At 70.3% G+C, this 25133-nt stretch carries 22 protein-coding genes; 13 read left to right on the forward strand and 9 right to left on the reverse strand.

Annotation, left to right across the window (positions count from 1 at the left end):
* Positions 1-69 precede the first annotated feature (69 nt).
* Positions 70-927 (reverse strand): DUF5336 domain-containing protein, encoded by an 858-nt coding sequence (locus tag EGT67_RS06050; protein WP_127915146.1) that lies wholly within the window; start codon positions 925-927, stop codon positions 70-72.
* A gap of 83 nt (positions 928-1010) precedes the next feature.
* On the reverse strand, positions 1011-2402 hold the full coding sequence (locus tag EGT67_RS06055; RefSeq protein ID WP_127915147.1) for a DUF2252 domain-containing protein: 1392 nt from the start codon (positions 2400-2402) through the stop codon (positions 1011-1013).
* 82 nt (positions 2403-2484) lie between these two features.
* Here EGT67_RS06055 and EGT67_RS06060 point away from each other — a divergent pair, with 82 nt between their 5' ends.
* Positions 2485-3123: an IMPACT family protein gene (locus tag EGT67_RS06060; protein ID WP_127915148.1), complete on the forward strand. Its 639-nt coding sequence runs from the start codon at positions 2485-2487 to the stop codon at positions 3121-3123.
* A gap of 97 nt (positions 3124-3220) precedes the next feature.
* On the opposite strand, the gene sucD is transcribed toward EGT67_RS06060, so the two are convergent.
* From sucD to EGT67_RS06075, 3 genes are all read right to left on the reverse strand, one after another.
* A complete protein-coding gene (gene sucD / locus EGT67_RS06065; RefSeq protein ID WP_127915149.1) occupies positions 3221-4123 on the reverse strand; it encodes a succinate--CoA ligase subunit alpha in 903 nt (300 codons plus the stop codon).
* Between the two features lie 15 nt (positions 4124-4138).
* Positions 4139-5308 carry an ADP-forming succinate--CoA ligase subunit beta gene (gene sucC, locus EGT67_RS06070; RefSeq protein WP_127915150.1) on the reverse strand — a complete coding sequence of 390 codons (1170 nt, stop codon included), beginning with the start codon at positions 5306-5308 and terminating at the stop codon, positions 4139-4141.
* A 144-nt stretch (positions 5309-5452) separates the two neighbouring features.
* A complete protein-coding gene (locus EGT67_RS06075; RefSeq protein WP_127915151.1) occupies positions 5453-7309 on the reverse strand; it encodes a hypothetical protein in 1857 nt (618 codons plus the stop codon).
* 264 nt (positions 7310-7573) lie between these two features.
* On the opposite strand from EGT67_RS06075, the gene EGT67_RS06080 reads away from it, so the two are divergent.
* A complete protein-coding gene (locus tag EGT67_RS06080) occupies positions 7574-8683 on the forward strand; it encodes a M23 family metallopeptidase (RefSeq protein WP_127915152.1) in 1110 nt (369 codons plus the stop codon).
* A 79-nt stretch (positions 8684-8762) separates the two neighbouring features.
* Here the strand turns inward: EGT67_RS06080 and pcrA are convergent, their stop codons facing one another.
* Positions 8763-11225, reverse strand: coding sequence for a DNA helicase PcrA (gene pcrA / locus EGT67_RS06085; RefSeq protein ID WP_127915153.1), 2463 nt, complete (start codon positions 11223-11225; stop codon positions 8763-8765).
* A gap of 332 nt (positions 11226-11557) precedes the next feature.
* Between pcrA and EGT67_RS06090 the strand changes: the two genes are divergently transcribed.
* Entirely contained in the window at positions 11558-11851 is a 294-nt protein-coding gene (locus EGT67_RS06090) for a chorismate mutase (RefSeq protein WP_127915154.1), read from the forward strand.
* A gap of 107 nt (positions 11852-11958) precedes the next feature.
* On the opposite strand, the gene EGT67_RS06095 is transcribed toward EGT67_RS06090, so the two are convergent.
* Positions 11959-13410: an NAD-dependent succinate-semialdehyde dehydrogenase gene (locus tag EGT67_RS06095; protein WP_206612295.1), complete on the reverse strand. Its 1452-nt coding sequence runs from the start codon at positions 13408-13410 to the stop codon at positions 11959-11961.
* 91 nt (positions 13411-13501) lie between these two features.
* On the opposite strand from EGT67_RS06095, the gene pgi reads away from it, so the two are divergent.
* Complete coding sequence (gene pgi / locus EGT67_RS06100) at positions 13502-15139, forward strand: glucose-6-phosphate isomerase (RefSeq protein WP_206612305.1); 1638 nt, start codon at positions 13502-13504, stop codon at positions 15137-15139.
* 9 nt (positions 15140-15148) lie between these two features.
* Here the strand turns inward: pgi and EGT67_RS06105 are convergent, their stop codons facing one another.
* Positions 15149-15949 (reverse strand): FAD:protein FMN transferase, encoded by an 801-nt coding sequence (locus EGT67_RS06105; RefSeq protein WP_127915157.1) that lies wholly within the window; start codon positions 15947-15949, stop codon positions 15149-15151.
* 66 nt (positions 15950-16015) lie between these two features.
* Complete coding sequence (locus tag EGT67_RS06110; RefSeq protein WP_127915158.1) at positions 16016-16624, reverse strand: TetR/AcrR family transcriptional regulator; 609 nt, start codon at positions 16622-16624, stop codon at positions 16016-16018.
* Between the two features lie 77 nt (positions 16625-16701).
* On the opposite strand from EGT67_RS06110, the gene EGT67_RS06115 reads away from it, so the two are divergent.
* From EGT67_RS06115 to EGT67_RS06155, 9 genes are all read left to right on the forward strand, one after another.
* A complete protein-coding gene (locus EGT67_RS06115; protein WP_127915159.1) occupies positions 16702-17469 on the forward strand; it encodes a crotonase/enoyl-CoA hydratase family protein in 768 nt (255 codons plus the stop codon).
* 180 nt (positions 17470-17649) lie between these two features.
* The gene (locus EGT67_RS06120) at positions 17650-18243 is read left to right on the forward strand and encodes a hypothetical protein (protein WP_127915160.1); all 594 of its coding nucleotides are present in this window, start codon (positions 17650-17652) and stop codon (positions 18241-18243) included.
* Complete coding sequence (locus tag EGT67_RS06125) at positions 18240-19046, forward strand: class I SAM-dependent methyltransferase (RefSeq protein ID WP_127915161.1); 807 nt, start codon at positions 18240-18242, stop codon at positions 19044-19046. Before EGT67_RS06120 ends, EGT67_RS06125 begins: the two co-directional genes overlap by 4 nt.
* A gap of 37 nt (positions 19047-19083) precedes the next feature.
* Complete coding sequence (locus EGT67_RS06130; protein WP_127915162.1) at positions 19084-20352, forward strand: hypothetical protein; 1269 nt, start codon at positions 19084-19086, stop codon at positions 20350-20352.
* An 86-nt stretch (positions 20353-20438) separates the two neighbouring features.
* Positions 20439-20954, forward strand: a complete 516-nt coding sequence (locus EGT67_RS06135; protein ID WP_127915163.1) for a hypothetical protein — start codon at positions 20439-20441, stop codon at positions 20952-20954.
* A gap of 47 nt (positions 20955-21001) precedes the next feature.
* On the forward strand, positions 21002-21874 hold the full coding sequence (locus tag EGT67_RS06140; protein WP_127915164.1) for a DUF4097 family beta strand repeat-containing protein: 873 nt from the start codon (positions 21002-21004) through the stop codon (positions 21872-21874).
* Positions 21875-21876: 2 nt separating this feature from the next.
* Positions 21877-22839, forward strand: a complete 963-nt coding sequence (locus EGT67_RS06145; protein WP_127915316.1) for an ATP-binding cassette domain-containing protein — start codon at positions 21877-21879, stop codon at positions 22837-22839.
* Complete coding sequence (locus EGT67_RS06150; protein WP_127915165.1) at positions 22836-23618, forward strand: ABC transporter permease; 783 nt, start codon at positions 22836-22838, stop codon at positions 23616-23618. The genes EGT67_RS06145 and EGT67_RS06150 overlap by 4 nt, the downstream gene beginning before the upstream one ends.
* Before the next feature lie 52 nt (positions 23619-23670).
* Positions 23671-25122 (forward strand): dihydrolipoyl dehydrogenase family protein, encoded by a 1452-nt coding sequence (locus EGT67_RS06155; protein WP_127915166.1) that lies wholly within the window; start codon positions 23671-23673, stop codon positions 25120-25122.
* Positions 25123-25133 lie beyond the last annotated feature (11 nt).

Below are 25133 nucleotides of genomic sequence, written 5' to 3' on the forward strand. Positions count from 1 at the left end.
GGATCGAGGGTCGCACCCGCTCGGGGCGACGCCCCTCAGGCGCGCCGAGGCACGGTGGGGCGCACTGCGTCACTTCTGCTCGTCGTCGTCCTTGCGCGCCTGCGCGTCGAATGCCTGCGTGGGTGCGCCGGTGGTGTCGGTCGGGTTCACGGCCGGGGCGCCGGACGACTCACCGGACTGCGGAGCCTGCGGCTGGGCCGGCGGCGTCGACGACTGCTGCGGCAGGTGCTGCGTCGGCTGCTGCGCCTGGTACGCCTGGAACTGCCCGTATCCGGCCGTCGGCTGCTGCGGGTAGGCCTGCTGGCCCTGCGGCGTGGACTGGCCGTAGCCGGGCATCTGCTGCGGGTAGCCCTGCGGGGTGCCGTACCCCTGCGGTGCACCGTAGCCCTGCTGCGGGGCCTGCGGGTTGTATCCCTGCGGGTGGCCGTACGCGGCCGGATGGACGTGGGTGCGCGACGGCCGCGGCTGCGGCATCTTGACGATGCCCGCGCCGAAGAGGAAAACGGCGACCGCGATCATCGCCTGGACGAACGAGAGGATCAGGATCGCGATCCCGCCGGCAGCGAGGCTGCCACCACCGGGCAGGCTCAGCATGAAGACGAACGACACGAGGAAGCCCACGACCGACGCGACGGCGGCCGGAGCGGCGTGCTCCTGCTTGGGCAGCAGCGACAGCCCGGCGAGTAGTCCACCCGTCAGCAGGAACGCCAGCGGCAGCGCGCCGCCGCTCTCGAATGCGTCCTGCGTGAACGTGAACCCGTAGCCGACGGTCGTCGAGTTCTCGACGTAGGGGGCGAACCCGAGCAGGAAGTTCACGACGCCGAGGGTGAGGACGCCGAGTCCGAGATAGAACGACAGCCCCTTGGTCCCGTCCGTGGCCGGGGCGTTCGAAGGCTGCCCGTAGGACCCTCCGTCGGTGTAAGTCATGTCTGCTCCTCGTCGAGATACCGCAACCCCATGAACGCTACCCTCAGTTTCGCGCGGCCAGGTGATCGACGGAGCGTGCACACTCACCCTTGCGTGAGCCGCCCGGACCCGAGCGCTCCGACCAGTAAGGCGTGGTCGTCCGCGTTCCGGTCCGCGTACGCGCGGGCGAAAGCGGTGACGGCCTCGTCGAATCCGGACCCCGACCCCAGATAGGCCGCGATCGCGACCCGATCGCCCGAGCGGGCATGGGCCTGGGCGAGCACCCGCCCACACAGTCGGCCGTAGATCTCGGCACCGGTCGAGGTCGCCCCGTCTATCGACACCGACCCCTTGGCGTCCCGCAGCTGGCGCAAGTAGTAGTCCCGGCGCACGCCGTCGTACCCCACCCCCTGCTGCCAACCCAGGAAGATGTCGCTCGCCGCCTGCATCACCCGCTGCCCCTCGACCACTCGCTGTCCCTCGCAGCGGTAGGACGGGCCGCCGAGATACCGCGCGAGCACCGACGGTTGCGCCTCCTTCGCCTGGAGGAACAGCGGATCGTCGTCGTCGAGCCCCCGCAGCAGCAGGATCCAGGCCCGGGTGCCGACGCTCCCCACCCCGACGACCTTCCTCGCCGCCTGGACGAACTCGTACTGCTCCAACGGGATCCGACACTCGCGCTGTAGCGTGTCGGCGTACTCGCCGAGACGACCACGCAGTTCCCGATACAGACCGTCGGCGTCCGCGTCGGCGAACACCTCCTCGATCGGTACGACCAACGGTGGACGGCTGACGATCCGACGCCGCCCGTCCACCACCGCCGTCAGCTTCCCCTGCGCCTGCAAACTGCCGTAGCGCCAGGACTTCTCGACGAGTTTCCGGCTGCTCTTGCGGGTAGCCGAGTCGAGTTCGTCTCGCAGTTGCGCCAGTTCACTCGCCGGTTCGACATGTGCGTACCAGACGGCAAGGTTTCCGAGATCCGCCTGCCTGACCATGGTCTCCCGGTATTCGGCGACGCACGCCCGGGTGATGCGCGAACGGCGCTTCTCACCGAATCCGATCTGCCGGGCCGCTACCTCGAAACTCGCGACCAAACGTTTGACGTCCCATTCGAAGGGGCCGGGATAGGTCTCGTCGAAATCGTTGAGGTCGAAAGCAAGTCGGCGTTCCGGCGTCGCGAAGATCCCGAAGTTGGCGAGATGGGCATCGCCGCACAACTGCACTTGCAGGCCGGTGTCCGGTGTCCGCGACAGGTCGTCGGCCATCACGAGTGCCGCGCCGCGCAGGAAGGCGAACGCGGTCGTCGACATTCGCGAGTACCGCACGGGCACCAGATCGGGGATACGGGTCCGCGCCTGCTCCTCGAGCAGCCCGAGTGGATCGCGGTCCGCGTCGGGACCGATGTCGGCGAGCGCATCGAACGGCACGCGGCGACGTGTCTCCTCCCCGCGGCGCACGCGGTCGGTCCGGCTGGGTAACTGGACTACGTCGGTCATGGCGCCTCGCCTCCGCTCGGTCCCGACCGCCCCATTGTCTCCCCGCTACGCAGCCAGGGCACGAGAACAGAGAAGATGAAGTATGTCCTTCACGCTGCCCGCCGGTTCCGACGTCGTCGTGGAGACCGAGGTGAAGCATTCGCGGTTCATCGCGGCGCTGCGACGGGTCGACGACCCGGTCGGCGCCCAGGAGTTCGTGGACGAGCAGCGTCGGCTGTATCCCGACGCGCGGCACCACTGCTGGGCGTACGTGACGGGCAACGAACCGTCCGAGCGGGCCGAACGGTCGGGCGACGACGGCGAACCCGGCGGCACCGCCGGCGTGCCGATGTTGCAGGTGCTGCGGGCACGGGACCTGGTGGACGTCGCCGCGGTGGTGACCCGGTACTTCGGCGGCATCAAGCTGGGCGCGGGCGGACTGGTGCGCGCCTATTCCGGCGCGGTCGCGGTGGCCGTGGATGCTGCCGCCGCGACCGGCACAGGCCTGCTCAGCCGCGAGCGCCTCGACCTGCTGTCGCTCGACGTCGGGCACGACACCGCGGGCCGGATCGAGGCCGAACTGCGCGGCCGTGGGATCCCTGTCGTCGACACCGACTACGGCGCCGAGGTCACCTTCACCCTGGCGACGAAGAACCCCGCACAGCTGGCCGCGATCGTCGCCGAACTCACCTCCGGCGCAGGAGAATTGGAGCCCGCCGGCGTCCGGTGGGTGGACGTGTGAGACGCCGAACGGCGCCCGCAACCGGACGGAACGTCCTGGTTGCGAGCGCCGTTCGTGAGATCCCCGAGTGAGCGGCGAGCGCTCACCGCACGGTGGATCAGAGGGTCTTCAGGATCTCCCGAGCGAGAGCCGCGGTCTCGGACGGCGTCTTGCCGACCTTGACACCGGCAGCCTCGAGGGCGTCCTTCTTGGCCTGCGCGGTGCCCGAGGAACCGGAGACGATGGCGCCGGCGTGGCCCATGGTCTTGCCCTCGGGAGCGGTGAAGCCCGCCACGTAGCCGACGACCGGCTTGGTGACGTTGGCCTTGATGTAGTCGGCGGCACGCTCCTCGGCGTCGCCACCGATCTCACCGATCATCACGATCAGCTTGGTCTCGGGATCCTTCTCGAACGCCTCGATGGCGTCGATGTGGGTGGTGCCGATGACCGGGTCGCCACCGATGCCGATGGCGGTCGAGAAGCCGTACTCACGCAGCTCGAACATCATCTGGTAGGTCAGGGTGCCCGACTTGGAGACCAGGCCGACCGGGCCCTTGCCCGCGATGTTCGCCGGGGTGATGCCGACGAGGGCCTCCTCCGGGGTGATGATGCCGGGGCAGTTGGGGCCGATGATGCGGGTCTTGTTGCCCTTCTCCACGTTGTAGGCCCACGCGTAAGCGGAGTCCTGCACCGGGATGCCCTCGGTGATGACCACGAGCAGCGGGATCTCCGCGTCGATGGCCTCGACGATGGCGTCCTTCGAGAAGGCCGGGGGAACGAACGCGATCGAGACGTCCGCGCCGGTCTCCTTCATGGCCTCGGCGACGGTCGCGAAGACCGGCAGCTCGACAGCGTTGCCGTCCTTGTCGGTGTGCGAGACCGTGGTGCCGGCCTTGCGGGCGTTGACGCCACCGACGACCTGGGTGCCGGCCTTGAGCATCAGCGCGGTGTGCTTGGTGCCCTCGCCGCCGGTGATGCCCTGGACGATGACCTTGGAGTCCTTGGTCAGGAAGATAGCCATTGTTGTGTGTGTCCCTTACTTCGCGGCGAACGCGAGCTCGGCAGCCTTGTCGGCAGCCTCGTCCATGGTTGCGACGACCGTCACCAGCGGGTGGTTGGCCTCGGCGAGGATGCGACGACCCTCTTCGACGTTGTTGCCGTCCAGGCGCACGACGAGCGGCTTGTTGGCCTCGTCGCCCAGGGTCTCGAGGGCGCCGACGATGCCGTTGGCGACCGCGTCACACGCGGTGATGCCACCGAAGACGTTGACGAAGACGCTCTTGACCTGCGCGTCGTTCAGGATGACGTCCAGGCCGGCAGCCATGACGGCAGCCGAGGCGCCGCCACCGATGTCGAGGAAGTTGGCGGGCTTGACGTTGCCGTGCTTCTCGCCCGCGTACGCGACGACGTCCAGGGTCGACATGACCAGGCCGGCGCCGTTACCGATGATTCCGACCTCGCCGTCGAGCTTGACGTAGTTGAGGTCGTTCTCCTTGGCCTTGAGCTCGAGGGGATCGGTGGCGTCACGATCCTCGAAAGCCTCGTGGCCGGGCTGACGGAACCCAGCGTTCTCGTCCAGCGTCACCTTGCCGTCGAGGGCCAGGATCTGGTCGTCGGGCGTACGGACGAGCGGGTTGACCTCGACCAGGAGAGCGTCTTCCTTGATGAAGACCTCCCACAGCTTCTGGATCGTGTTGGCCGCGGCGTCGAGCACCTCGGCGGGCAGCTTGCCGGCCTCTGCGATGCTGCGCGCGAACGCGAGGTCGACACCCTTGACGGCGTCAACGGGGATCTTCGCGAGAGCGTCGGGGTTCTCCTCGGCGGTGACCTCGATCTCGACGCCACCCTCGACCGAGCACATGGCCAGGTAGGTGCGGTTGGTGCGGTCGAGCAGGAAGGAGATGTAGTACTCCTCAGCGATGTCGCTCGCCTCTGCGACCAGCAGCTTCTTGACGACGTGACCCTTGATGTCCAGGCCCAGGATCGCCTCGGCGTTCGCCTGCGCGGCATCCGCGTCGGGCGAGTACTTCACGCCACCGGCCTTGCCACGGCCACCGACCTTGACCTGCGCCTTGACCATGACCGGCTTACCGATTTCCTCCGCGATCTCGCGGGCACCGGCGACAGTGTCGGTAACACGGCCGGCCGACGTCGGCACGTCATGCTTGGCGAAGAGTTCCTTCGCCTGGTATTCGAAGAGATCCATCTGCTCACCGTCTCGTCTGCGTTGACGCCCGCTCAGGGGTAGGAGCGGGTCCGTGTCGGACTTTAACTAGTTCAATCAATCGACTATCGCCCGCCCACATGCTATGTGGCATATGTCACGCGACGACAGCCGTCGATGCACGCCTCAACGGCGGTCACGGCGCCCGACGAGCGCCGCGCTCACCGCGAGGAGCACTACCGCAAGGATTGCAGGTGCCACACCGGCGGCGACGACCGGATCGGTCAGACGCCCGGCGGACAGCGGCCACGAGAGCACGTGGAGGGCGACGACCACGGCCGCACCCACCAGGAGCACGGCGCCGCGCTGGGCCCGCGCACCCATCGCGACCAGCACCGCGACCACGATCGCGACCACCGACAGCACCTGCCCCCACGCGTCCCAACCCCACGGCAGGCGACCGAGCGCCGCCGCCGTGCCGTCGCTGCCGCGGTACAGCGGCAACGCGTACCCGAGCACCGTCGCGACGGCGGCGGCCGCCCCGACGACCAGTACCCGTTGCGGGGGATCGTTCGGCTCCGAGGTGTCGATGTCGTCACGTTCGGCCGCGCCGGCGATACCCGCCAGGACACCGGCGCCGACGGCCGCGACGACCGCGCCCGTGACGAGCGCACTGCCCACGCCCAACGTCACGCCGGGGATCTGCACCGCGGTCAGGGCGGTCTGCGCGACGTCCGCGGCCGCGGCGACCACCGCGACCCACATGATCGCGAGGGCCGGCCGGAACAACACGGAGAACTCCGACATCAGCAGCCACACGCCCGTGATCGCCAGCAACACCCCGGCGACGAGCACCATCCGGGTGGCGGGGATGCTCGGCTCCGGCAGACCTGCAGGTACGGAGAGCGCCGGCAGCAGCGCACCCACGCTCGCGAGCGCGCCGGAGACGATGCCCGCGATCCCCGCAGCGGCGTGCCACCGCTGCATCCGGTCCCGGGCCGTGGCACCGGTTCCGCGGGCGTCGGCCGGGGTCTCGGCGGACGCCGCGACCCGCGCGACCGCACGCCGTTCCCGGCGGCCCGCGACGGCCGGTATCGCCGCCGCCCCCGCGGCCAGCAGCGCCGCACCGAGAACGCCCCACACGGTGCCGGCGCCGGGAGAGAGTCGGTCGTCGACGAGCCCCGCGGCCAGGCGGCTGCCGGTCGGCCCGAGTGCGGCCAGGGCCGCTCCCCCGACGACGCCTGCCGCCACTGCGACGTCCACCGACGCCAGGGCCGCCGCGACGGCGATCAGCACGGCGATCGCGACGACGGCACTGCCGATCGCGGTGGGGGCGTCCGCAGCGATCGCGGCGCGCACCACGAGCACCGGATCGCTCGACGTGAACGGGCGCGCGAAGAGGGCCGCCGCGAGGGCCCCGGCCGCGGCGAGGACGACCGCGACGAGTCCGGCCCCGACACGGCTCCCCACCGGACGCCCGACCGCGTCCGGATCGGGCGACGAGCCGTAACCGTCTGCGTGCGAGGCGCGGTGGACCGCCACCAGCCCGATGATCCCCGCCACGACCGCGCACACGTGCCCGGCGAGGACGAGCACGGCACCGGGCCCGGCTTCGATTCCACCGGCGGTCAGCGGGCGGAACAGTTCGAGCCGGTTGGCGTCGATCGGACCGGTCCACAACTGCACATCCATCACGCACAACCCGGCCGACACGACGCCGGCCCCCGCGAGCAGAGCGGCACCCGCCGGCGACCTCCGCGCGGTGAGGACCGCGGCCACGACGGGAACGGCCAGCGCGAGGACCACCGTCACGACGGCGGCCGCGCCGACCGCCGGAATCCGCGTGCCGTCGGCTGCGGAGCGAGCGACCGCGCCGAGAGTTCCCGCGGCGACCCCGAGTGCGCCCACGGCGGCGAGCGCCACGGCCGCGTACGGCAGCAGCCCGGGTCCGTCGTCACCGCGGCCCGCCGGCCGGTCGGTCGTCCGTTTTCCGTCGGGCTCGATCGCTTCGGGCACCGCGCTGAGTTGGGTTGGGGAATCCACTCGCGCGACGCTAGCGGGTGCGCGGCCGATCGTCGCTCGAACGGGGATGGCGGACCGCGGATATACGGGATGTAACGCGGCGGGCCCGTCCCGATATATGAACGAGACCATTTGGCATGTTCGGCATCCGCCCAGTTCACGCTGTGACGCCAGTCACATCTCCCGTTTCGTCCGGTCTTACGGGTTGCTCCCCTGCAACCGTTTCGTTACCGTCGCCAGGGTCTAAGTCACAGGCAGGTCACGGGCAGGAGGACGGAAGGGCACATGCGCCACCGCACTCAGTTCACCGCCAGCCGTTTTGTGAATCAACACGCTGACCCGGAAGCCCGACGGTTCCCGGCTGCGGCAGATCACGAGTTCGAGCGTTGCAATCCAGCAGCGGAGCCGTCTCCGGTCAAGCTGTCGGAACGGGCGAACGGCGTCACAACCAGCTATCCGACGCCCTCGGGGGTTCGTTACCCCGAGGCGGAAAGATCTGAGATTCGTAACGCCATGCTCCACAGTTCCAAGAGTTCCGAACCCGAAAGCCACGACGACGCCCTCGACATCGACGGGCCTCCGACCGAGTTCTTCACCCCCGCGGGAACGATCGACCCGACAGCCGATGTCGTCGCGCCCCGCCGAGGCGGCCAGCACCGCCTCCCCGCTCCCCCCTCCGCCCTGAAGGGCCGCGCCGCAGTCATCGCGGTCGCCGCCGGCGCAGTCGTCGCCGCAGGCCAGGCAGCCACCAACGGCCCGGCCGAGAATTCCGACCACTCCGAGGTCGAACTCACCGCTTCCGGCTCCGTCGCCTCCACCGCGGTTCCACAGGCCGCCCAGTTCAGCGACGTCGCGCAGAACTCCTCCGACAGTTCGGCACCGCAGGTTCTCGCCGTCGCGAGCCCGACCGACCTCGGCCAGTTCTCGAACCTCCTCGCCAAGGGCCAGCGCTTCAGCGAGGAGCGCGCCGCCCGCGAGGCCGCCGCCCGCCGCCCGCTGTTCGTGCTGCCCGCCAAGGGCACCTACACCTCGTCCTTCGGCGCCCGCTGGGGCACGCTGCACGCGGGCGTCGACATCGCCAACGCGATCGGCACCCCGATCTACGCGGTGGCCGACGGCGTGGTCATCGACTCCGGTCCGGCCTCCGGCTTCGGCATGTGGGTCCGCGTGCAGCACGCCGACGGCACCATCACCGTGTACGGCCACATCAACGAGACCCTGGTGACGGTCGGCCAGCAGGTGATGGCCGGCGACCAGATCGCCACGATGGGCAACCGCGGCTTCTCCACCGGCCCGCACCTCCACTTCGAGGTCCACCTCGCCGGCGACAACAAGATCGATCCGATTCCGTGGCTCGCGACCCGCGGCATCAGCCTCGGCGTCGAGCAGCCCTGACGCTCGCTCCCCGATCACGAAAAACGCCTGCGGGCCACGCGAATTCGCGTGGCCCGCAGGCGTTTTTCGTGCGGCAGCCTCAGAGCTTGACCATCGGCACGCCGCCGATCAGCATCAGGCGCACCTTGCCGGCGGACCCGAAGTCGATCGTGACGGTCGCGGTGGGTCCGCTGCCCTTCGTCTCGAGGACCTTGCCGAGGCCGTACTTGTCGTGACTCACCCGGTCGCCGACCGCGAGCACCAGATTGTTGTTGCGTCCGCGCGGGGCCCCGAAGCTGGGCGACGAGCCGGCCGCCCGGCCTCCGCCTCCGAAGCCCGAACCACCGAATCCCGATCCGCCGTAACCCGATCCGCCGTAACCCTGACCGCGTGGGCGACCACCGCCGATCGCTCCACCGCCCCCGAGGACCCCGGGGTCCTCCCGGCGCCAGTCGACCAGGTCGGCCGGGATCTCTTGCAGGAAGCGTGATTCCGGATTGGTGACCGGCTGCCCCCACGCCGATCGCACGATCGCACGGGTGAGGTAGAGCCGGTGCCGCGCCCGCGTGATGCCCACGTAGGCGAGGCGACGCTCCTCCGACAACTCGGCGGGGTCACCGAGCGCCCGCATGTGCGGGAACTGCCCGTCCTCCCAACCGGTGACGAACACGACGGGGAACTCGAGACCCTTCGCGGTGTGCAGCGTCATGAGCGTGACGACACCCTCACCGGAGTCGGGCACCTGGTCGGAATCCGCGACCAGCGAGACCCGCTCGAGGAAGGCCGCGAGCGAACCCGGGTCGGGCATGCCCTCGTCGTCCACGACGTCGTCGGGGGCCGCGTTCTCCTCGGCGAACGCGGCCGCGTTGCGCGCATCGGAGCTGAATTCCCTCGCAACGCTCACCAATTCGTTGAGGTTGTCGAGTCGTGCGCCGTCCTGCGGATCGCTGCTGAGTTCGAGTTCGCGGCGGTACCCGGTGCGGTCGAGGACGGCCTCGATGATCTCGCCGATGTCGGTGAGGTCGTTTCCGTCGGCGTCGGTGGACGCCATCAGCCCGCGCACCCCGTCGAGCAACTCGAGGAACGACGCGATCGCCTTCTGGGACCGGGTGTTCAGCAGCGGCACGACGCCCTCGGCGCCGGCCCGCAGCGCCTGGGCGAACCCGACGCCCTTCTGCTCGGCGTACACGGACACGCACGCCTCGGCGCGGTCGCCGATGCCGCGGCGCGGGGTGTTGAGGATGCGCCGCAGGCTCACCGCGTCGTCCTCGTTGGCGAGCACACGCAGGTACGCGACGATGTCGCGCACCTCCTTGCGCTCGTAGAACCGCGTGCCGCCGACCACCTTGTACGGGATGCCGAGGCGGATGAAGATCTCCTCCAGCGCCCGCGACGAGTTGTTGGTCCGGTAGAAGACAGCGACGTCGCTGAACTTGGCCTCGCCGGCGTCGACCAGGCGGTCGATCTCGGACGCGACGAACTGGGCCTCGTCGTGCTCGTTGTCGGCGACGTAGCCGGTGATCAGTTCACCCTCGCCCGAGTCGGTCCACAGCCGCTTCTCGCGGCGACCGGTGTTGCGGGAGATGACGGAGTTGGCGGCCGACAGGATGTTCTGGGTGGACCGGTAGTTCTGCTCGAGCAGGATGGTCCGGGCCTCCGGGTAGTCCCGCTCGAACTCCTCGATGTTGCGGATGGTCGCGCCGCGGAAGGCGTAGATCGACTGATCGGCGTCGCCGACGACGCACAACTCGGCCGGTGGGACGGCGTGCGGGTCGTCGCTCGGCTCCCCCACCAGCTCACGGACCAGCACGTACTGCGCGTGGTTGGTGTCCTGATACTCGTCGACCAGGACGTGCCGGAACCGACGCCGGTAGTACTCGGCGACCTGCGGGTGCCGCTGCAGCAGCGACACCGTCTCACCGATCAGGTCGTCGAAGTCGAGCGCGTTCGCGGCGCGCAGGCGCTGCTGGTAGTGCGCGTACACCCGCGCCACGAGCTTGTCGAGATCGTTGGAGTCGCGGTCCGCGTCCGCCGCGGCCTCTTCCGGGTCGATCAGTTCGTTCTTGAGGTTCGAGATCTTGGTCGCCAGCAGCCGTGCCGAGTAACGCTTGGTGTCGATCTCCAGGTCCTTGGAGATCATCGTCAGCAGGCGGCGCGAGTCGTCGGCGTCGTAGATCGAGAAGTTCGAGTTCAGGCCCGACAGCAGCGCCGACTGGGCGCGCAGGATCCGCACGCAGCTCGAGTGGAACGTCGACACCCACATGCTGTTGGCGCGCGGGCCGACCAACTGCGCGACGCGTTCGCGCATCTCCGCGGCGGCCTTGTTGGTGAACGTGATCGCGAGGATCTGCCCGGGCACCACGTCCCGCTCGGCCAGCAGGTAGGCGATCCGCCGGGTCAGCACGGCGGTCTTGCCGGACCCCGCGCCCGCGACGATGAGCAGCGGCGATCCCGCGTGCAGGACGGCCTCCCGCTGCTGGGGGTTGAGACCTTCGAGCAGGGCGTCGGACGAGGCGTGAGAACGGCCTGCCGCACCGATCGTGGAGCCGGGAATCGTGTTCATCGTCTGTCCACGCTACCGGCGAAGTCCGACATTGCGGCAGGGACCCGATCGCGCCGACGGTGAAGGCAGTCACCTCTGCTTGGGTTGCACTCCTTTGCGTGGCAAACTGGGGTGATGATCATTGCCGCACAGGGAGAGCCGGGTATCCGATGGCGCTCGCCCCGCGAGCACTGGCGATTTCCCAGCGGGTACCGACCGACGGTGCCCGCGGCCTGATCCCCCGCGCGCCCCGAGGTCCACACCGGATCCCGGGGCGTTCTTGTGAGCTGGACCCGGATTCGTAACGACTCGAGGGAACCGAACGAACCTAGTTCCGACACGAGGAGAAGATTATGAGCAGTCCGACCGCAACGCCTTCATCCGAGTCACCCCTGCCTTCGAGCGAGGCCGAGATCGCCGAACTCCGGAAGGAGATCGACCGCCTCGACGCGGAAATCCTCGCCGCCGTGAAGCGTCGCAGCGAGGTGTCCCAGATCATCGGCCGCACCCGGATGGCCTCCGGTGGACCCCGCCTGGTCCACAGCCGGGAGATGAAGGTTCTCGAGCGTTTCAGCGAGCTCGGCCAGGAGGGACACACCCTCGCCATGCTGTTGCTGCGCCTCGGTCGCGGACGACTGGGGCACTAGACCTCCGAGAGCGTCGAGCTCCACGCGTCGAACTTCCCAACCAGCACCGCCCGGTCTTCGGACCGGGCGGTTCTGGTTTCGCGGTCGCGTCCGCGGCCTCAGGGAGGTCAGGTCAGGGCGATGTACTTGGTCTCCAGGTACTCGGCGATGCCCTCGCTGCCGCCCTCGCGCCCGAAGCCGGACGACTTGACGCCGCCGAACGGTGCCGCGGTGTCGGAGATGACGCCCCGATTGACACCGACCATTCCGGTCTCGAGCGCGTCGGAGACGCGCAGGGCCCGGTCCAGATCGCGCGTGTAGATGTAGGCCGCCAGGCCGAACTCGGTGTCGTTGGCGGCCGCGATCGCCTCCTCCTCGGTGTCGAACCCGCTGATCGCGGCGACCGGACCGAACACCTCCTCGCGCAGGATCCGCGCCGACGGGGGCACGTCGGCGAGCACGGTCGCGGGATAGAACCAGCCCGGCCCGCCCGGCGCCTCACCGCCGAGCAGCACTTTCGCACCGGCCTGCACGGCGTCGTCGACCAGTTCGGTGACGGTGGCGAGCTGATCGGCGTTGACCAGCGGGCCGAGGGTCGTCGCGGGGTCGATTCCGGGGCCCAGCTTCGACGCTGCCATGCGTTCGGCGAGCTTCGCGGTGAACTCCTCGCGGACGGCGTTCGCGACGTGGAAACGGTTCGCAGCGGTGCACGCCTCGCCGCCGTTGCGGAGCTTCGCGAGCATCGCGCCGTCGACCGCCGCATCGACGTCGGCGTCGTCGAACACGACGAACGGGGCGTTGCCGCCGAGTTCCATCGAGGTGCGCAGCAGGCCCTTCGCCGACTTCTCCACGAGCAACCGGCCGACACCGGTGGACCCGGTGAAGGTGAGCTTGCGTAGCCGCGGATCCGCGAGCAGCGGCTCGGTGACGGCACTCGAACGCGACGTGGGCAGCACCGACAGCACGCCCTGCGGGAGCCCCGCCTCGACGAACAGTTCGGCGAGCGCGAGCATCGTCAGCGGCGTCTCCGACGCCGGCTTGACGATCATCGTGCAGCCGGCGGCCAGCGCCGGCCCGATCTTGCGGGTGCCCATCGCGAGCGGGAAGTTCCACGGCGTGATCGCCAGGCACGGTCCCACCGGCTGTTTGCTGACGAGGATGCGGCCGTTGCCCGCCGGCGCGGCTTGGTAGCGGCCCTCCGCGCGCACCGCCTCCTCGGCGAACCAGCGGAAGAACTCCGCGCCGTACCGCACCTCGGCGCGGCTCTCGGGCAGCGCCTTGCCCATCTCGAGGGTCATCAACTGGGCGAACGTCTCCGCCCGTGCGGTGATCTTCTCGAACACCGCACGCAGCAGCTCGCTGCGCTCGCGGGCCGGCGTCGCGGCCCAGTCCGACTGCGCGGCCGCCGCGGCGTCCAGCGCCTTGACCGCGTCGCCCGGACTGGCGTCGGCGACCTCGGTGAGCACCTCGCCGGTGGCGGGGTCGTGAACGGGAAACGTGGCGCCGTTCTCGGCATCGACCGGGGTGCCCCCGATCCACAGTTTGGTAGGAACGGCACGAATCAATTCGGCTGGGTTCATGACCTCCATCATGCGCCGTCTTCTCGTTCCACGAGAGTCGTCCGACTCGACGAGGGTGGTGCCGATAAGCTGCTGTTCCATGAGCACAGACATCACCGGTACCGCAGCCTGGAAGAACCTGGATGCGCATCATCGAGTGATCGAATCTGCCCATCTGCGAGACCTGTTCGCGCAGGATCCCCGGCGCGGAACCGAGCTGACCGTCTCGGCGGGCAACCTGTACATCGACTACAGCAAGCACCGCCTGACCCGCGAAACCCTGTCCCTGCTCCTCGATCTGGCGCGCGCCGCGCAGGTCGAACAGCGGCGAGACGACATGTTCGCGGGCGCCCACATCAACACGTCCGAGGACCGGGCGGTGCTGCACACCGCGCTGCGACTGCCCGCCGACACCGCACTCGAGGTCGACGGTCAGGACATCGTCGCCGACGTGCACTCGGTCCTGCGGCGGATGGGCGACTTCACCGACCGCCTGCGCTCGGGACAGTGGCGCGGCGCGACCGGCGAGCGGATCCGCACGGTCGTCAACATCGGTATCGGCGGCTCCGATCTCGGACCGGTCATGGTGTGCGGCGCGCTGCGTCACTACGCCGACGCCGGGATCTCGGCCCGGTTCGTCTCGAACGTCGATCCGGCGGACCTCGTGGGGACGCTCGCCGATCTGGACCCGGCCACGACGCTGTTCGTCGTCGCCTCGAAGACCTTCTCGACGCTCGAGACACTCACCAACGCGTCGGCGGCCCGTCGCTGGCTGGTCGACGAACTCGGTGAGGAGGCGGTGCCCAAGCACTTCGTCGCGGTCTCCACGCACGCGCAGCGTGTCGCCGATTTCGGTATCGACACCGACAACATGTTCGGGTTCTGGGACTGGGTCGGCGGCCGGTACTCGGTGGATTCGGCGATCGGCCTGTCGGTGATGGCGGTGATCGGCAAGGAGCGGTTCGCCGAATTCCTCGCTGGCTTCCACACCATCGACGAGCACTTCCGGACCGCGCCACTCGAGCGGAACGCGCCGGCACTGCTCGGCCTGATCGGCGTTTGGTACTCGAGCTTCTTCGATGCGGAATCGCGTGCTGTGCTTCCGTATTCGAACGACCTCGCCCGGTTCGCCGCCTACCTGCAGCAGCTGACGATGGAGTCGAACGGCAAGTCGGTGCGCGCCGACGGCACCCCCGTCACCACCAAGACCGGTGAGATCTTCTGGGGCGAGCCCGGCACCAACGGCCAGCACGCGTTCTACCAACTGCTGCACCAGGGCACCCGATTGGTGCCGGCCGACTTCATCGGCTTCGCCGAGCCCACCGACGACCTGCCCACCGCGGACGGCACCGGCAGCATGCACGACCTGCTCATGAGCAATCTGTTCGCGCAGACCAAGGTGCTGGCCTTCGGCAAGACCGCCGAGGAGATCGCCGCGGAGGGGACCGCACCGGAACTGGTGCCGCACAAGGTCATGCCGGGCAACCGGCCCTCGACCACCATCCTGGCCCCGCGGCTCACGCCGTCGACGATCGGCCAGCTCATCGCGCTGTACGAGCACCAGGTGTTCGTCGCGGGCGTCATCTGGGGAATCGACTCGTTCGACCAGTGGGGTGTCGAACTCGGCAAGGCGCAGGCCCTCGAACTCGGCCCCGTGCTGACGTCGCCGGAAGCTCCTCCGCAGCAGGACGATTCGTCGACCGACACGCTGGTGCGCTGGTACCGGGCACAGCGGGGTCGCGCGGTCTGACGTGCGCCGCTACGCGGCGTGCGGGTGGCTCCACCCGTCCGTCGTGTAGACCCGGCCGAGTCGGTCGACCAGTCGCGCGCCGAGTTCCTGCTGTTCGAGCCAGGGCACCGCGCCGACGCCGCGCCGGATCGACGCCGCCGCCGCGCCGTACGCCCACAGCCCGTCGTCGGCCATCACCGACACCTGCTCCCACTCCCCGCTGACCGGATCGTGCCCGCCGTACGTCAGATCGGCGCCGACGGTCGCCATCGCGGTACCCGCCCGCAACTCCACCGCGCCGTCACCGGGTACCGCCACCTGCCAGCCGCCGGCCGGGCAGTGTCCCGCCGTCGCGAGGACGGAACCGACGCGCACCAGCACGCCGCACTCGAGTTCGTGGGCGACCAGCGCCGCCGCCCGGTCGGTGGTGTCGGCCTTCGCGGTGTCGGCGATGTCGAACGAGACGCCCCACGGGGCCAGGACGGTCGCGTCGTCGATCTGGACGTCGGCGAACGTCGGTTCGGGGTGGATGGGCGGAACGCCGGACGGTGATTCCTCGATCGCGAGCGGACTGACGGCGCCGTCGGTCATGCGGGCCACCCACAGCGCCGACCTCAGCAATCCGGCCAGGCGGACACTGACCCGCACGGGCAGTCCCTGTGCCAGGTTGAGGGCGTGGATCTCGGCGTGACCGCGCTGGAGGCTGCAGGCAGCCTCGACCTCGGTGAGCACCGTCCCCACCAGCGCCACCGCGGGCCCCAGCGCGGCACCTTCGGTGACTTGAACCTCGATCTCCTCGTTCCAGGCGCTCCAGCGAGTGTCGACCTGCATGACCGTGCTCCGTACGGATCGTGATTGTGCTGCCCCCAGTATGCGCTCGCTGCGCAAACTTCCCGATCAGCGCTTTACCGGCACCACGCCGACGGCGGTGAGCGCGAACCGCACCAGGTCGTCGATCACGCCGGGGGCGTCATGTCCGGACGCGAGGGGCCCGGCCAGCACCTCCGCGGTGGCACCGACGAGCGAGGCTGCCACGAGGGGGACGTTCTGCGGCGCCAGTTCCCCGGCGGCGACACCGGCGGCGACCGCGGCCGCGAAGGCGTCGGCGAAGGTGCGCCGGAAGATCAACCGTTCGGCGTCGACGGCCGCGTCGACGGGTTCGGCGAGCAATGTGTACGCGAGTTTCGGGTTCCGCATCGCGCGCCCGCCGAACGTCTCGATCACCGCGGCGATGCGTTCGCCGGCCGACCGGCCCGGCCCCGCGGCGGCGTTCACCGCCGCCACCTCCCGGCCGACGATCTCGCGGAAGACCGCGACCACCAGATCCGACTTGCCGTCGAAGTGCGAATACACCGTGCCCGTCGCGACCTGCGCCCGGTTCGCGACGGAGGCGATCGTCAATCCCTGGTAGCCGGACTCGGACAGCACCGCGACCGCGGCCTCGAAGATAGCGTCACGCTGCGCAGCGAGGCGCGCCTCGACTGCAGGGGTCCGACGGTAGGCCATGTATTCAGTGAACCAGGGCGAGCGGGGAAGTCGCGATTCGGTCCTGAGGACCGCTCGCGCGCGGGTAGCGTCGAACCATGCCGGTGCGCACCGAACGATCCGGGCCCGTCACGACGATCGTGCTGTCCCGGCCCGAGGTGCGCAACGCGGTCGACGGGCTCACCGCCGCCGCGCTCGCGGACGCGTTCCGCGAGTTCGACGCCGATCCCGACGCCGCCGTTGCGGTCCTGTGGGGCGAAGGCGGCACCTTCTGCGCGGGCGCGGACCTCAAGGCGTTGGGCACCGACCGCTCCAATCACGTCACCCCGGACGGCGACGGGCCGATGGGGCCGACCCGGATGCGGCTGTCGAAGCCGGTGATCGCCGCGGTCTCCGGTCACGCGGTGGCCGGCGGGCTCGAGTTGGCGTTGTGGGCCGATCTTCGAATTGCCGAGTCGAACAGCGTCTTCGGGGTGTTCTGCCGACGGTGGGGGGTGCCGTTGATCGACGGCGGCACGGTGCGGTTGCCGCGGATCATCGGGGCCGGTCGAGCGATGGACCTGGTGTTGACGGGTCGGTCGGTCGACGCCGACGAGGCCCTCGCGATCGGCCTGGTGAACCGGGTGGTGCCGACCGGGCAGGCACGCGCGGCCGCGGAGGAACTGGCCGCCGAACTCGCCCGCTTCCCGCAGACGTGCCTGCGCGAGGACCGGATGTCGGTGCTCGACCAGGAGGGCCTGCCCGAAGAGGAGGCGCTGGCGTCGGAGTTCCGGCACGGCATGGTCGCGGTGACGGTGGACGCGCTCACCGGCGCCGCCCGATTCGCGGCCGGCGAGGGACGACACGGCCGATTCGACGAACCGTGACCGTCCGATATCGGCGGCGGCGCTCGAACGTCTACCATGTGCTGACTTGCGCTGGACCTCTCACGAGGGAACCCGCACTCCGCTGGTCGCGGCTGTCGTACGCAGCGCCGGGTCGGTCGATTTCGATCACCGAGTTCCCGCTGCCCGAGGCGCGCGAGATCGAGTGAGGGCAGGGATCACATGACTACTGACGTGCAGGTCGGGCGGCCGTCGCCGTGGCGAGGTTCCGAGCATTTCGCGTCCCACGGCTGGGACTTCGACGACGTCGACTCGCTGCCGGAGGCTGCGTCCCGGTTCGCGGCGATCGCCGAGGAACTGATGTCCGCGCACTCCGCGGGATGGTGGCTGGAGGGACCGATGTCGGACGGGCGGCTGCATGCACGCCGACCTTCCCGACGGCAGCGAACACGGACGGCGACCGCGGGTGCGGACAGCGCCACCGGTACCGCGCCGGCGCTGCGCTGGCGGGTGCGTGTCGTGGACGAGCCGGCCGCGGCGGATCGACCGCATCTCGGGTTCGAGAGCGCTCCGGCCACGCCCTGGCTGGCCGTCCGGGACGGCGCGCTGCGGAGCCATGCGGTGATCGACGGGGTCCTCGTCCGCACGGTGGAAACACTCGGCCACCGACATGCCGCGGACCGGGCGGCGAGCCTGCCGGACGCCGGGGCCGCCTATCGCCGCCTCGCGGCCGCGGCGACCGCGATGCACCGCGCGGGCGGTCGGCTCGTCGCGGTCGACGACGGCTTCCTCGTCGTGGAGTACCCGCAGCGATGAACGACACGCCCTCCCCCGTAGCCGTGGTGGGTGGGTCGGATCCGCTGGTGCGACGACTTCGCGACGCGGGCTGTGTCTTCGCGGAGGACGAGGCCGCCGTACTGCGCCTGAGCGCCACCGACGCTGACGAGCTCGAAAGTCTCTGTGCACGACGTGTTTCCGGCGAGCCGCTGGAGCACGTCGTGGGCTGGGTCGCGTTCGGCCGGCTCCGCCTCCAAGTCGGGGTCGGCGTGTTCGTCCCCCGGCAGCGATCCCTGCTGCTCGCCGGTGTCGCGGTCGCGACCGCGGCTCCCCTTCGCGCTCCGATCGTCCTGGAGGCGTTCGCCGGCGCCGCGCCCATCGCCGCGTCGGTGCGTCGTTTCGTTCCGCATGCCCACGTGCACGCCACCGAGATCGACGCGGTCGCAGCCGGGTTCGCCCGACGGAACCTGGGCACCCGCGCCGGCGTGTTCTGCGGCGCCGGAATCACCGCCGTCGACGAGGCGCTGCGCGGGCGGATCGACGTCATCGCCGCCGTTCCGCCGTACGTGCCCACGACGGCGTCCGGTCTCCTTCCTCGTGAGGCACTCGAGCACGAACCGGGCAGGGCGTTGTTCGCCGGCGCCGACGGACTCGACCACGTCCGGCGGCTGATCGACCAATCGGGCGAATGGCTCAGCGGGGGCGGGTCGGTGCTGATCGAGATGAACCGGGGCCAGTGCGCGAGCGCGGCCGAACACGCGCGCCGCGCCGGCTTCGGGGTCCGCCGGCACCATGGCGACGACGGACACACCGCGGTTCTGGCCCTCCGGAAGCGACGGTGACACCGGACCGGGCCGGCTGACGGTAGCGTCCGAACCCATGGACCGGTTGACCATGGTGGACGAGATATTCCTGCGCCGGCATCACGGATACGGGGTCCCGATCGTGATGCAGGGCGTGTGGCGCACCGCGGACGCCGTGGACGCCGCGGTCCTGGAATCGGTGCACGACGCCCTCACGCACAGTGCGCTGGGCCGCCGCGTCGTCCGCCCGCGGGTGCCCGGCGCGCGGCCCCGGTGGGAGGCGAGCGCCGACGCCCGCCCCCTCCGCTACGAGCAGGACCCGATCGACGATGTCGTGCGGTGGGCCGACGCGCAGGCCGACGTCGACGTCGACCCCGAGTTCGGCCCCGGGTGGGCGCTGTCCGCGGCGCCCGTCACCGGCGGTGGCACCGTGGTCTCGCTGGTGTGCTCGCACGTCGTCGCCGACGCCCGCGGCCTCGTGTCCGCCGTGGACGCCGCCCTCACCGGCCGCCCGCCCGCCCCGACAGCACCCCGGACGTCGGACGTCGCGGATGCGGTCCGGACCGTCGGCACCGTGCTGCTCGGCGGGGCCGGGGCGTCGCTGGGGCTCGCGTTCAGCGCCGCACGGCGCCGCGAACTGCGCGAGTTCGTCGACGCCGCCCCCAAGCCGGGGCCGGGACGGACGCACCTCACGACCGGGACGTGCACGGCGATCGTCGAAGTCGACGGGGCGGCGTGGGACGCGGCCGCGGCCGCCGACGGCGGCACCGCGAACGGACTGTTCCTCGCGGTTGTCACCGCGATCGCCGACGCCTCCGGTGTACCGATGCCGCTGCACATCAGCGTGCCGGTCGACACCCGTAACTCCGACGCCGTGGACAACGCGATGGTGATCACCGAAGTGGTTGTGAAACCGAATGATTCACTTTCCGACATCCGCAGGGCGAGCCGTGACGCCTTCGCCGCGGCGCCGATGGGCGCACCGTCTGGCTTTCCCGAGGAGACCGCGCAGATCCTGCCCGACCGGATCGCCGCGCGCCTGACCGCCGGGGCAGGGGAACTCGACGCCCTGTGCTCGAACATCGGCCGATTGCCGGGCGCCCTCGCGTCGCTGGGTCCGCACCGCACCACCGGCGTCGCGACGCGGGCCATGCACCCGGGGATCTCCGCCGACCGCCCGGTGCGGACGACCACACACCTGTCGGCCTACCTGTCCTCGCTCGGCGGCACCTACACGCTGTCGCTGGTGGGGATCGACCCGGACCGCTTCGACAGCGGTGAACGGTTGCGGGACCTCACGGTGGCCGCACTCGCAGCAAAGGGGCTGACGGCACACTCGTGGTGACGAGTGGTGCCACTTTGGCACCACCCTGACCTGGAAAGTTCGACAGGGGCCTTCACATGGCATCATTTTGGTGCCATAGTGATGCCATGGATCTGACACCGTATGTAACCGCACTCCAGAACGACCTCGCGGTAGCCGCCGAGGCCGGTGGTCCGGAGGCCCGGGCGGTCGCCGAGCGGCTGACTGCCCCGCTCGATTCGGCGGTACGCCTGGCTCTGCTCGACGCCCTCTCGGCGGCCGCGAACGAGATCACCCGCGACCTCGCCCCCGGCTCGGTGGACCTGCGCCTGCGGGGACGCGAACCGGGCTTCGTCGTCACTCCCCCGCCGGCACCGCCGGCGTTCGACGAACCCGCCGCCCCGGCGGAGGCGCCGTCCACGCGTCCCGCGGATGTCGAGGACGGCCCGATGACCCGGATCAATCTCCGGCTCTCACAGGACCTCAAGGACCGCGTCGAGGACGCGGCACGCGCGGCCGGTCTGTCGGTCAATGCGTGGCTCGTCCGCGCCGCGACGGCGACGCTGGACGAGAACACCACGACGCGGCGCCCGGAGCGCCGGGCCCCGACCGGCGGCGACCGATTCACCGGCTGGGTCCACTGACCCCGCCTCCGCAGAGCAGCCACCTCCATCACACCCAGAGGATCACGATGCCCACTTTCACCACCCCGGAACCGATCTCGGCCGTCATCCAACTCGCCGTCGGCGACGCCACCGTCACGGCGACCGATCGCGACGACACGGTCGTGCAGGTACGGCCCACCGACGCGACCCGCGACGCGGACGTGCGCGCCGCCGAGCAGACCCGGGTCGAGTACACGTCCGGCCGACTGGTCGTCCGCGCCCCCCGGCCCCGCGTTCTGTGGGGCAAGGCCGGATCGGTCGACGTGACGATCGAACTCCCGACCGGTTCCGACCTGGAGGCCGACGCCTCGGTCGCCGCCGTCCGCGCGGCCGGCGCACTCGGCGACTGCCGGATCAAAACCTCGACGGGCGATGTCCGCCTGAGCGCGACCCGCGCCGCGCACGTCCGCACCGGTGCCGGCGCCGTCACCATCGAGCACGTCGACGGCGATGCCCAGGTCAGCACCGGATCCGGCCGGATCGAGGTGCGCAGCATCGCGGGCAGTGCCGTCGTCAAGAATTCCAACGGCCACAACCGGATCGGCCCGGTCACAGGATCGCTCCGGACCAAGACTGCCAACGGCGACATCGTCGTCGACGGGGTGGGACACGACGTCGAGGCCGCAACCGCCAACGGGGACATCCGGATCGGTGAGATCGCGCGCGGGGCGGCGAACCTGCGGACCGCACGCGGCGAGATCGAGATCGGCATCCGGAGCGGCACCGCGGCGCGCCTCGACGTCCACACCACCTTCGGCAAGGTTCAGAACCTACTGGCCGAGACCGCCGGTCCGGCGTCGACCGACGATTCGGTCGAGGTCCAGGCGCACACCGGTTTCGGCGACATCCTCGTTCGACGCGCGACCCCCGACCAGCCCACCAGCGAGAAGGCGGAGTGATGATGACCGCAGCTACCCTCATGACATCGGACATTCGAGTCCGGTCCCTACGGAAGTCCTTCGGGGACAAGGTTGTTCTCGACGGGATCGACCTCGACATCGAGGGAGGTTCGGTCTTCGCCCTGCTCGGCCCCAACGGCGCCGGCAAGACCACCACCGTCCACATTCTCTCCACCCTCGTCCACCCCGACGGCGGCGATGTCCGGGTGGGTGGGCACGACCTGGCACAGGAACCGGACGCGATCCGCGCCGCGATCGGTGTCACCGGCCAGTTCTCCGCGGTCGACAATCTTCTGACCGGCGCCGAGAACCTGGCACTGATGGCCGATCTGCACCACCTCGGGCGCCGCGAGGAGCGTCGCCGCACCGCGGAACTTCTCGAACGTTTCGACCTCGCCGACGCCGCGGCGAAGACCGCCGGAACATACTCCGGTGGCATGCGTCGCCGACTGGATCTGGCGATGACCCTCGTCGGCCGTCCGCGGATCATCTTCCTCGACGAACCGACGACCGGTCTCGATCCGCGCAGTCGGCGCACGATGTGGGACATCGTGCGAGGCCTCGTCGCCGACGGGGTCACGATCTTCCTCACCACCCAGTACCTCGAGGAGGCGGATCAACTCGCCGACCGGATCGGGGTGCTCGACGGCGGTCGCGTGATCGCCCAGGGCACGCCCGCCGACCTCAAGCGCCTGGTGCCGGGCGGACACGTCAGCCTCTCGTTCGCCGACCCTCGCGAACTGGCTATGGCCGCAACCGCACTCGGAGTCGCCCCGCGCGACGACGACGCCCTCACCCTCGACGTTCCCGGTGACGGCAGCGTGCCGTCGCTGCGGTCGATCCTCGATCGACTCGACGAGGATTCGATCGAGGTCACCAACCTGTCGATCCACACCCCCGACCTCGACGACGTCTTCCTCGCCCTGACCGAAGGTTCCGCCACCCGGAAGGATTCGCTGCGATGACCACAGTCTCCTACGCCCTCCAGGACTCCGCGACGATGCTGCGCCGCAACGTCCGACACATGGCGCGCTACCCGTCGATGACGATCCTGCTCGTGGGCATGCCGGTGGTACTGCTGCTGCTGTTCGTCTACGTGTTCGGCGGCACGCTCGGCGCCGGCCTCGGCGGTGGGCGCGACGCCTACCTCGAGTTCGTCACCCCGGGCATCATGCTGATCACGATCGCGAGCGCCGCTCAGGGAACGGCGATTTCGGTAGCCACGGACATGACCGAGGGCATCATCGCCAGATTCCGGACGATGGCGATCTCCCGCGCCTCGGTGCTGACCGGACACGTCGTCGGCAGCATGATCCAGACGATGTTCGCGCTCGCGGTGGTGACGGGCGTGGCCGTCCTCGTCGGATTCCGTCCCACCGCCGACCCGGTCGAGTGGCTGGCGGCGATCGGTCTGCTGGCCGGCTTCACGTTCGCGCTCACGTGGCTGTCGGTCGCGCTCGGTCTGGTGTCACGCAGCGTCGAGACCGCGAGCAATCTGCCGATGTTCCTGATGCTGCTCCCGTTCCTGGGCAGCGGGTTCGTGCCGACCGACTCGATGCCGACCGGTCTGCGGTGGTTCGCGGAGTACCAGCCGTTCAGCCCGGTCATCGAGACCCTGCGCGGACTGCTCCTCGGCGGCCCGATCGGCACCGACGGGGTCCTCGCGGTGGCGTGGACCGCCGGAATCGCACTGTTCGGGTACGTCTGGGCGAAGCGCCTGTACGACCGCCGCGCGATCGGCTGACCGCGTCATGGGAAGCCGCGCGAAACGCTTCTCCCCGGCCTACCGTGGATCCATGGCTCCCGAAGAGTTCGACGTCATTGTGATCGGAGGCGGGCCGGCCGGGGAGAACGCGGCGGCCTACGCCATCGCCGGAAGCGGCCGCACCGCGGCGCTCATCGAACACGAATTGGTGGGCGGCGAGTGCTCGTACTGGGCGTGCATGCCGTCGAAGGCGCTGCTGCGACCGGTCGAGGTACTGGGCACCGCCCGCCACATGCCCGGTGTCGAGGAGAAGGTCAACGCGTACGGACTGGACGTCGAGGCGGTCCTGGCCCGCCGGGACGGCTTCACGCACAACCACGACGACTCGTCGCAGGTGCTGTGGGCCGACTCGGTCGGCATCGACGTCATCCGCGGGAGCGCGAAACTCACCGGGGTCCGGGAGGTCACCGTGGGCGAGCGGGTGCTGCGGGCCCGGCACGCGGTGGTGCTGGCGACCGGGACCACCGCGAGCGTGCCCGACCTTCCCGGCCTGCGCGACGCGCTGCCGTGGACGTCCCGGGACGCGACGAACGTGCGCGAGGTACCGAAGCGGCTGGCGATCGTCGGCGGCGGCGTCGTGGCGTGCGAGGCGGCGACGTGGCTGCACGAACTGGGCGCCGACGACATCACCGTTCTCGTCCGCGGATCGGCACTGCTCGAGCGCACCGAACCCTTCGCCGGCGAGATGGTCGCCGAGAAGATGCGCAAGCACGGTGTGAACGTCCGGTTCGGCGCCTCGCTCGAGTCCGTCACCCGCGGCGACGTCTCCGACACCGGGATCGGCCGCATCCACGGCGGACCGGTGACGCTGACGGTCCGGGGCGACGACGGCGATCCGGAGCTGACCGTGGACGAGATCCTCGTCGCGGCGGGGCGCACCCCCGCCACCGCGGGACTGGGCCTCGAGCGCGTCGGCCTGCCCGATCACGGCTACGTCACCGTGGACGATCACCTGACCGTGCAGGGGGTGGACGGCGACTGGCTCTACGCGGTGGGCGACACCAACGGCCGCGCCCTGCTGACCCACATGGGCAAGTACCAGGCGCGGGTGTGCGGCGACGTGATCGCGGCGCGCGCGGAGGGGCGGCCGCTCGACGGCCCCCGATTCGTCGCGTCCGCCGACCACGGCCAGGTGCCGCAGGTGGTGTTCACGACGCCGGAGGTCGCGGCGGTTGGACGCACCGAAAGCCAGTCCCGCGCAGACGGACTCGATGTCGAGGTCGTCGAGGTGGATATCGACGTCGCCGGCGCCGCCCTGTCCCGCGACGACTACTCGGGCCGCGCCTCGCTCGTCGTCGACCGCGCCACCGACACGATCGTCGGTGCGACGTTCGTCGGCTCCGGCGTCGCCGAACTGGTTCACGCCGCGACCGTCGCGGTGGTCGGCAAGGTGCCGCTCGAGAGCCTGTGGCACGCGGTCCCGTCGTACCCGACGGTCAGCGAGGTGTGGCTGCGACTGCTCGAGGCGCGGCGCGCGCAGTAGTCACACCGCCG

It is taken from the genome of Prescottella agglutinans, assembly GCF_004011865.1.
Taxonomy (GTDB): Bacteria; Actinomycetota; Actinomycetes; order Mycobacteriales; family Mycobacteriaceae; genus Prescottella; species Prescottella agglutinans.